Source organism: Fusobacterium sp. FSA-380-WT-3A (assembly GCF_012843705.1).
GTDB lineage: Bacteria > Fusobacteriota > Fusobacteriia > Fusobacteriales > Fusobacteriaceae > Fusobacterium_B.
Genome location: NZ_JABAFQ010000027.1, coordinates 1 through 9,517 on the forward strand (window position 1 = coordinate 1; position 9,517 = coordinate 9,517).

The 9,517-nt window shown below is 29.3% G+C and carries 8 protein-coding genes; all 8 read right to left on the minus strand.

Annotation, left to right across the window (positions count from 1 at the left end):
- Window positions 1–350 (minus strand): GTP-binding protein (locus HF862_RS09760; protein ID WP_240934819.1); only part of this gene is annotated, 350 nt, incomplete at its 3' end.
- Window positions 351–449: 99 nt separating this feature from the next.
- Window positions 450–2,525: an elongation factor G gene (gene fusA / locus HF862_RS09765; protein WP_170187677.1), complete on the minus strand. Its 2,076-nt coding sequence runs from the start codon at window positions 2,523–2,525 to the stop codon at window positions 450–452.
- A 42-nt stretch (window positions 2,526–2,567) separates the two neighbouring features.
- Window positions 2,568–3,038: a 30S ribosomal protein S7 gene (gene rpsG, locus HF862_RS09770; protein WP_027128881.1), complete on the minus strand. Its 471-nt coding sequence runs from the start codon at window positions 3,036–3,038 to the stop codon at window positions 2,568–2,570.
- A gap of 26 nt (window positions 3,039–3,064) precedes the next feature.
- The gene (rpsL, locus tag HF862_RS09775) at window positions 3,065–3,433 is read right to left on the minus strand and encodes a 30S ribosomal protein S12 (protein ID WP_027128880.1); all 369 of its coding nucleotides are present in this window, start codon (window positions 3,431–3,433) and stop codon (window positions 3,065–3,067) included.
- A gap of 130 nt (window positions 3,434–3,563) precedes the next feature.
- A complete protein-coding gene (gene abc-f / locus HF862_RS09780; protein ID WP_170187678.1) occupies window positions 3,564–5,477 on the minus strand; it encodes a ribosomal protection-like ABC-F family protein in 1,914 nt (637 codons plus the stop codon).
- Between the two features lie 193 nt (window positions 5,478–5,670).
- Window positions 5,671–6,225, minus strand: coding sequence for a type II toxin-antitoxin system PemK/MazF family toxin (locus HF862_RS09785; protein ID WP_170187679.1), 555 nt, complete (start codon window positions 6,223–6,225; stop codon window positions 5,671–5,673).
- 157 nt (window positions 6,226–6,382) lie between these two features.
- Window positions 6,383–7,639 carry an NAD-specific glutamate dehydrogenase gene (gluD, locus tag HF862_RS09790; protein ID WP_170187680.1) on the minus strand — a complete coding sequence of 419 codons (1,257 nt, stop codon included), beginning with the start codon at window positions 7,637–7,639 and terminating at the stop codon, window positions 6,383–6,385.
- Window positions 7,640–7,718: 79 nt separating this feature from the next.
- Window positions 7,719–8,717, minus strand: a complete 999-nt coding sequence (locus HF862_RS09795; protein WP_170187681.1) for a 2-hydroxyacid dehydrogenase — start codon at window positions 8,715–8,717, stop codon at window positions 7,719–7,721.
- Between the last annotated feature and the right edge of the window lie 800 nt (window positions 8,718–9,517).

The window sequence follows — 9,517 nt, forward strand, 5'->3', positions numbered from 1 at the left end:
CTTGTTTGAGGCATTGGTCCATCAGCTGCTGATACAACTAGGATTGCTCCATCCATTTGAGCTGCTCCTGTAATCATGTTTTTTACATAGTCAGCATGTCCTGGACAGTCAACGTGTGCATAGTGTCTTTTTTCTGTTGTATACTCAATGTGAGCTGTGTTGATAGTTATTCCTCTTTCTCTTTCTTCTGGAGCAACGTCGATTTTATCAAAATCTACTCTTTCAGCTAGTCCTTTGTCTGATAATACTTTTGATATTGCTGCTGTTGTTGTTGTTTTTCCATGGTCAACGTGTCCTATTGTACCAATGTTTACATGGGGTTTGCTTCTGTCAAATTTTTCTTTTGCCATTTTTTCCTCCTAAGATTATTTACATTTTTTGTTTTTTTATTTATTTTACTTTCAACTCTAAGGGATTTTCTCCCTTAGAGCTAAATAAAGCTTAGATTATTATCTTCCTCTTGCTGCTTTAATTTCATCTTGAATATTTCTAGGAACTTGTACATAGCTTTCAAATTCCATTGAATAGTTTGCTCTTCCTTGAGATTTAGATCTTAAGTCAGTTGCATATCCAAACATTTCTGATAAAGGTACTTTAGCATCGATGATTTTAGCACCGTTTCTATCTGTCATACCTCCAACCATTCCTCTTCTAGAGTTGATATCTCCTATGATATCTCCCATATATTCTTCTGGAGTAGTTACTTCTACTTTGAACATAGGTTCTAGAATAACTGGTTTACATTTTTCAGCACCTTGTTTCATTGCCATTGAACCAGCAATTTTGAATGCCATTTCTGATGAGTCAACCTCATGGAATGATCCATCATATAGAGTTACTTTAACTCCAACTAAAGGATATCCTGCTACAACTCCATTTTCAAGAGCTTCTCTACATCCTTTTTCTACAGCAGGAATATATTCTCTAGGAATTGCTCCTCCTGTAATTTCGTTAACAAATTCGAAATCTTTTCCTTCTAAAGGTTCGATTCTTAATTTAACGTGTCCGTATTGTCCTTTACCTCCAGATTGTTTAGCATATTTAACTTCTTGCTCAGTTCCAGAAGTAATAGTTTCTCTGTAAGCAACTTGTGGTTTACCAACAGTTGATTCTACTTTAAATTCTCTTTTCATTCTGTCAACAATGATATCAAGGTGTAATTCTCCCATTCCTGATATAATTGTTTGTCCAGTTTCTTCATCAGTTTTAACTTTGAATGTAGGGTCTTCTTCAGCAAGTTTCGCTAAAGCAATTCCCATTTTTTCTTGGTCAGCTTTTGTTTTTGGTTCAACAGCTACTGATATAACTGGCTCAGGGAATTCCATTTTTTCAAGAATTATTGGATTTGTTTCTGAACATAGAGTATCTCCTGTTGTTGTATCTTTTAATCCAACAACTGCTGCAATATCTCCACAGTAAACAACATCAATTTCTTCTCTTTTGTTAGCATGCATTTGAAGTAATCTTCCCATTCTTTCTTTTTTACCTTTTGTTGAGTTAAGAACATAAGAACCTTTTTCAACTATTCCAGTATATACTCTAAAGAATGTTAATCTTCCTACAAATGGGTCTGTCATAACTTTGAATGCTAAAGCTGCAAATGGAGCTTCATCTGATATAGGTAACTCTATTGCATTTCCTTCATTTTTATATTCATGTCCTTTAATAACTCCTTTTTGAGTTGGAGCTGGCATGTATAATGTAACTGCATCTAGTAAAGGTTGAATTCCTTTATTTTTGAATGCTGTTCCACATAATACAGGAATTATCATGTTTCCAATTGTTCCTGCTCTTAATGCAGATTTTATTTCTTCATTAGAAATTTCTTCTCCACCAAGATATTTTTCCATTAATTCGTCATCACATTCAACGATAGATTCAATCATAGCTTCTCTCATTTCTTCAGCTTTATCAGCATATTCAGCTCTGATTTCTCTTTCTTCTATATTTTTTCCTTTATCGTCCATGTAAACGATTTCTTTCATTTCTATAAGGTCAATTATTCCTTCAAAAGCATCTTCTGCTCCTATAGGTAATTGAATAGGTACAGGGTTAGCACCTAATTTTTCTCTAATATCATTTACACACATTTCGAAGTTAGCTCCGATTCTGTCCATTTTATTAAAGAAAGCCATTCTTGGTACTTGATATTTATCAGCTTGTCTCCATACAGTTTCAGATTGAGGTTGAACTCCATCAACTGCAGAGAATACAGCAACAGCACCATCTAGAACTCTTAGAGATCTTTCAACCTCAACTGTAAAGTCCACGTGTCCTGGTGTGTCTATTATATTTATTCTATGATTTTTCCAGAAACATGTTGTAGCAGCAGAAGTAATTGTGATACCTCTTTCTTGCTCTTGCTCCATCCAGTCCATTGTAGCAGCTCCATCATGAACTTCTCCAAGGTTGTGGTTAACTCCTGTATAGAAAAGAATTCTTTCAGTTGTTGTAGTTTTACCAGCGTCAATGTGAGCCATGATACCAATGTTTCTAGTCATTTCTAATGAAACTTGTCTAGCCATCTAGTTTATTCCTCCTAAATTAAATTACGCTAAAATACAAAATTAATATTTATAGTGTGCAAATGCTCTGTTAGCTTCTGCCATTCTATAAGTATCTTCTTTTTTCTTAATAGTTGCACCTTCATTATTTGCTGCTGCAATTAACTCAGCTGCTAATTTTTCTATCATTCCATATTCTTTTCTATCTCTAGTATATGTTTTTAACCATCTTAATGCTAAAGTTTGTTGTCTTTCTAATCTAACTTCTGTTGGAACTTGGTAAGTAGCTCCCCCGATTCTTCTAGATCTTACTTCGATTTGAGGTTTTATATTTTCCATAGCTTGTTTGAAAACATCATACCCCTCTTTACCAGTTTTTTCTTTTATTAAGTCCATAGCTGAATAGAATATAGATTCTGCTAAAGATTTTTTACCGTCTACCATTAATGCATTTATTGTTTTAGTAACTACCTTATCATTATATCTTGAATCAGGTAATACATCTCTTTTAACTGCTGCTCTTCTTCTTGACATTTAAACTGTGTCACCTCCTTAAATTATTACGCTTTTTTCATACCATATTTAGATCTTGATTGTTTTCTGTTGTTAACACCAGCTGTATCTAGTGCTCCTCTGATTATTTTGTATCTAACCCCTGGTAAGTCTTTTGTTCTTCCTCCTCTTATAAGAGCGATTGAGTGTTCTTGTAAGTTATGTCCTTCTCCTGGGATGTAGCAAGTAACTTCAAGTCCGTTTGTTAATTTTACTCTGGCAACCTTTCTTAAAGCTGAGTTAGGTTTTTTAGGTGTAGTTGTATAAACTCTTACACATACTCCTCTTCTTTGTGGGTTTCCTTGTAATGCTGGAGATTTACTAGTTTCTTCTAATGTTTGTCTCCCTTTTTTAACTAATTGATTTAGAGTAGGCATTTTACCCTCCTTCCGATTTAAATTTTTTATATTTTTAATTTTTATTATATAACTTAAATATTATAACTTTTTTTTGAGAAAAAGTCAATTTAATTATATAGCCATAGTATTGTATCATATTTTTTAAAAATTACAAAGCTTTTTTTAAATTTTTTAGTTCTTTTTCTATCTCTTCCCATTTTTCCATTTCAGAAAGTATCTCTAGGTCTATATTTTCTAATTTTTCTTGTATTTCCAATAGTTCTTCTAAAATATTTTTCTTTCCTGCTATCTCATATTCTTTTTCTAAATTTGATTTTTTTTCTTCTAATTTTTCAATATTTTTTTCTGTTTCTACATATTTTTTTTCTAAAGATGATATTCTATTTTTTATCTTTTTTTGTTCTTCATAATTATTTACTACATTTTCATTAGATTTTTCTAAAAGTTTTTTAGATTTTTTTGTACAATATTCTGAATAATTTCCATTGAACTTTTCAACTCCATCCTCTGTTATCTCATAGATAGTATTTACTATTCCTTCTAAGAAATATCTGTCATGAGAAACAATTAATATTGTTCCTTGATAATCTTCTAAGGCTTCTTCTAAAACTTCTCTTGAATATATATCTAAATGGTTTGTAGGCTCATCAAGTACTAAAAAATTAGCTTTTTTTAGAATAAGTTTCATTAAAGTTACTCTTGCTTTTTCTCCACCACTAAGAGAACCTATTATTTTAAAAACATCTTCCTCTGGAAATAAAAATCCTCCAGCTAATCTTCTTACATCCTCTTCACTCATGGGATAATTAAACATAAATTCATTTAAAATACTAACTTTTTCATCTAATCCTTGATGATTTTGGTCATAGTATCCTATTGTAACTTTATCACCAATTGTTATTTTTCCACTATCAGCTTTTTCCATTCCATTTACAATTTTCAAAAGTGTAGATTTTCCTACACCATTTTTTCCTATAAGACCTACTCTTTCTCCTCTAAATATTTCTAAATTTAAATTTTGAAATATTTTTTTACCATCATAAGATTTAGATAATTTTTCTATTTTTAAAACTCTATCTACACTTGGTCTTTCTATATCAAATTTTAGTTTCATCTTTCTGACATTGACAACAGGATTCTCCATTTTTTCCATTCTATTTAAAAGACTTTCTCTTCCACGAGCTTGTTTAGATTTAATACCTGCTTTGTATCTTCTGATATACTCTTCCATTTGTTTGATTTTCTCTTGTTCTTTTTCAAAAGCTTTAATTGCTCCTGAAAGATAAATTTCTTTTTGAATAGTATATTCTGTAAAGTTTCCTTTATAAGTTTTTAGAGTATGCCCTTCTATTTCAAAAATTCTTCCAACAACATTATCTAAAAAATATCTGTCATGTGATACAACCATTACAGCTTTATTATAATCTTTCAAAAATTTTTCTAACCATTCAATAGCCAATAAATCAAGATGGTTTGTAGGCTCGTCAAGTATTAAAAGTTCTGGTTCTTCTAAAAGAATTTTTCCAAGAGCTGTTCTTGATTTTTGTCCTCCTGATAAATCTCCTATCCTTTGTTGCCATAAATCTTCTGATATACTTAATCCATTTAAAACTTGTTTTACTTTATATTCTATAGCATAACCTTCTTCTTGTTCATAACGAGTGGTTACTACTGCTAGTTCTTCCATTATATTATCAAAATTTTCAGGTTCTATATTTATTCTTAAACTAAGTTCTTGAATTTTTTTATGGTCTTCCATTACTTTTCCAAATACCAACATCAATTCATCAAAGATTGTATTATTAGGATTAAGATTTATATTTTGAGAAAGATATCCTATTTTAAGATTTCCTTTTTTACTGATTATTCCCCTTTGATTTGTAGTTGGGTCAACATCATTTTCCTCTTCCTCTAACAACATTTTTATAAGAGTAGTTTTTCCAGCTCCATTTATTCCTATAACACCTATTTTATCTTTTTCATCAATAGAAAAAGTTATATTTTTAAAAAGAGTTTCACCAGAAAAACCTTTATATAAGTTTTCAACATGTAATAATGCCATTTTATTCTCCTAAAAAATTAAATTTATCATTCAGAGTTATTATAACATAAATTATATTATTTTGTAAATTTTACAATAAAAAGGGAGAGCAACTTACTCTCCCTTTACCGCTATGGGTTTCTAATCTTTCATCTTGTCGCTAAGGACCTTTATTGTATAATAATTATACAATATTTTTTTATTTTTTTCAATATTATTTTTTTAACAAATCAATAACATTATCTATTTGAGTCAATTGTATTCCATTTAGTTTGGGATAACATTTTTTTCCATTACTTTCTACTGGTCTTTTTAATCTAGCTCTACTTATTGATCTTATTTGATTGACCAAAGCATAACTATTTTTTTGTTTCCCCGGCATTTTATTTATAATTCCTAAGTTTATTACTAAAGGTGAATTTTGATTATATGAACTATTTTGAGAGGTTAAAGGAACTACTATAGCCATCTTTCCTTCTAACTTTAAAACTACACAATAATGATTATATCTATATTCAGTACCTATTCCATAACCAAAATCAACAAAAAATACTTCTCCTCTTTTAGCTATTTCTTTTTCCAAATCTCTTATTTTACTATAACCATTTTTCAAAAGTTCTTCATTCATTTTTTTTCTATTTTTTATTATTTTGTAATTAATATCACATAAATCAAATAACCATTTTTTTAATCTTAATACTTCTTCTCTTGAAATTATTTTCTTTATTTTTAAAATTATTCTTTTTAATTTTCTTGCAAATTTTTTCATAACTATTTTTCCTTATACTATAAATATTATTAGTATTTTATTATAACATAAATTATATTATTTTATAAATTTTACAATAAAAAACAAGACGAAAAAAGAGTTGGAACAAAGTTCCAACTCTTAATCTCTTATATAACTTTTGATGTTACATTAAGGATTAGTACCATCCTCTTAATTTCATTGCAGCAGCAACTTTTTTAACTGAGTGCATATAAGCTGCTTCTCTCATTGTAACATTGTATTCTTCTTTGATTTTCCATAAAGCTTCGAAAGCGTCAACCATAGCGATATCTTCTTTCTCTTCAACTTCTTTTTCTCCCCAGTAGTATCCATATAGGTTTTGTACCCATTCGAAGTAAGAAACTGTAACTCCACCAGCGTTAGTTAAGATGTCTGGAGTAACAACTATTCCTTTTTTATTTAATACTTCGTCTCCAGCTGGAGTTATTGGTCCGTTTGCTGCTTCACAAACTAATTTAGCTTTAATTAATTCAGCTTGATGAGCATCGATAGCTTTTTCTAGAGCTGCTGGAACAACAACGTCAACGTCTGCTCCCCAGAACTCATCTACAGATATTTCTTTAGCGAATCCAACTAAGTTTCCGTTTTTAGCTTTGTAATCCCACATAGCTTGGAAATCTAATCCGTTTTCATCATAGATAGCATATGCTCCTTTTTCTTTACACCATTCGCACATTGCAACTACTTTTCCACCTAATTTTTCGATGTTTTTAACAGTGAAAGCTCCAACGTTTCCGAATCCTTGAACAGCTATTTTAGCAGATTTCATATCGATTCCTAATTTTTTAGCAGCTTCTCTAACTGTAACAGCAACTCCGTATCCTGTTGCTTCGTTTCTTCCTTTAGAACCACCAAAGTCTAATGGTTTTCCTGTTAAAGTTCCGATTGCAGAAGTTCCAGTTAATTTATTGTATTCGTCAACCATCCATGCCATGATTTGTCCGTTTGTATTTACGTCTGGAGCTGGAACGTCAACTTTTTCTCCTATTAATTTATATATTCCGTCAATATATCCTCTTGATAATCTTTCTAATTCTCCTTGAGATAATTCAGAAGGGTCAACGATGATTCCTCCTTTACCTCCTCCATAAGGTATTCCAGTTACTGAACATTTGAAAGTCATCCAAATAGATAAAGCTTTAACTTCTTCTAAAGATACGTTTTGGTGGAATCTGATTCCTCCTTTTGTAGGTCCAACAGCGTCGTTATGTTGAGATCTGAATCCTTTGAATATTCTGATAGATCCATCATCCATTTTTACAGGAATATTAACTTCTAATACTCTTTGTGGTTCTTTTAATAACTCGTAAACATTTGGTTCCATTCCTAATTTGTCACAAGCATTTTTAACTTGAGCTTGGGCCATTTCAAAAACGTTTAATTCTTTTTCCATCTTTCTTTACCTCCGTGATTTAATTGAAAAGTATAAAACTTTAATCAAAACTTTTTTTTATTTAAACTTATATTAAAAACTATTTTATTTTATTTTTACAATCTCCAGTTTCTTCAAACTCTAATAAGTTTTGGAAACTTGTTTCTATCATATTAGTTACAGCTTCATCTGTGTAAGAACCCATATGAGGAGAAACTAATACTCTTGGATACATATTTACTAATTTGTTTACCATAGGGTCAGCTAAATCTCCACCTTTGAAATCTTTAAAGAATACTGTAGATTCATTTTCTAAAACGTCTATTCCTAATCCAGCTAAATGTCCACTTTCTAGAGCTTCAACTAAAGCAGGAACATCTTGAAGTTCTCCTCTTGCTGCGTTAATTAATATAGCTCCTTCTTTCATTTTTGCTAAGAATTCTTTTGTAACAACTTTTCCATTTTCAGGAATGTATGGGCAGTGAAGACATACTATATCACTTTTAGCTAATAATTCATCAAGTTCAACTTGAGTAACTATATGTTCTACACCTGTTTTTGGGAATAAATCTTGACCTAAAACTGTTGCTCCTAGTCCTTTGAATAAAGTAGCTGTAGTCATTCCGATTCTTCCTAAACCAACAACTCCTACTGTACAATTTCTAACTTCTTTTGAGAACATTTCTGCATCAACAGTAAAATCTTTTTTTACTCCTGTTTTATGAGTTGTATAAGCCATATGTCTTAATAACATCATAGCTTGAGTAAGTGCAAGTTCTGAAATAGCATTTGGAGAATAGAATGGAACAAATGCCATTTTGAATCCTAACTCTTTTGCATAAGGAACATCAATATGGTTAGTTCCTACTGTTCTAGTTAAAACATATTTAACTCCATATTCTTTGTATAAATCTAGATTTTCTTTATTAGCAAAACAGTTAGCTCTAAGAACTACACAATCAAAACCTTTAGCAAGTTCTGCTGTTTCTTTAGTATTTAAAAAACTTCCAGTACAAGTAACATCAAGATTGTATTTCTCAGCTAATTTTTCGAAAAATGGTTTTTCTACATCTCTAACACCATAACAAAGTACTTTCATTAAAATTCCTCCTAGAGTATATTTTTAAAATAAATACAAATTAAAAATACATATACTTTTTTATATTTATGTTGCTTTATTAAAATTTATGTTTCAATTACTAATGCTTATATCTGAATTATACATCTTTTTTCAGAGAAAAGCAAATTTTTTTTTCTAAGGTCTATTGATTACTTTTTTCCAAATAAAAACATTTTTTTCAGAATAAGATTTTATTTTTGTAAAAAAATAAAATAATTTACAAAAAATATGATTAGTATTTATAAAATAAATATTTTATTATTTTTTTATTATAAACTTCTATTTTATTGAGTTTATTTTTTTAATTTATTTTTTTATCTGTATATTTTTTGATGTTCTCTATTAACCTTGATATTTTAAAAATTTTAAGCTAATTTTTTTATTAACTTGTATTTTTTATCAACATTTTCTGAAAATTAATCATATTTTTTATGAATATTTGGATTATAACTACTAAAGTTTTTTTATATATATTTTGAGAAAAAAAGAGAAAATCATAATACTTCTCAATTGATAAATAAAAAAATTTATTATATATTATTTTATATAATTTATTTATATTTTATTTATTTATATATTATTTATTTATTATGTTAAGTTTTTTGACTATTAGTTATTAAGTTTTTTGACTACTAGTTATTAAGTTTTTTGACTACTAGTTATTAAGTTTTTCGACTACTAGTTATTAAGTTTTTCGACTACTAGTTATTAAGTTTTTTGACTATTAGTTATTAAGTTTTTCGACTACTAGTTATTAAGTTTTTTGACTATTAGTTATT

Excerpts from the sequence above, each read along its gene's own strand:
- rpsL (WP_027128880.1), bottom strand. The coding sequence starts at position 3,433 with ATGCCTACTCTAAATCAATTAGTTAAAAAAGGGAGACAAACATTAGAA.
- rpsG (WP_027128881.1), bottom strand. The coding sequence starts at position 3,038 with ATGTCAAGAAGAAGAGCAGCAGTTAAAAGAGATGTATTACCTGATTCA.
- fusA (WP_170187677.1), bottom strand. The coding sequence starts at position 2,525 with ATGGCTAGACAAGTTTCATTAGAAATGACTAGAAACATTGGTATCATG.
- abc-f (WP_170187678.1), bottom strand. The coding sequence starts at position 5,477 with ATGGCATTATTACATGTTGAAAACTTATATAAAGGTTTTTCTGGTGAA.
- gluD (WP_170187680.1), bottom strand. The coding sequence starts at position 7,639 with ATGGAAAAAGAATTAAACGTTTTTGAAATGGCCCAAGCTCAAGTTAAA.
- HF862_RS09785 (WP_170187679.1), bottom strand. The coding sequence starts at position 6,225 with ATGAAAAAATTTGCAAGAAAATTAAAAAGAATAATTTTAAAAATAAAG.
- HF862_RS09795 (WP_170187681.1), bottom strand. The coding sequence starts at position 8,717 with ATGAAAGTACTTTGTTATGGTGTTAGAGATGTAGAAAAACCATTTTTC.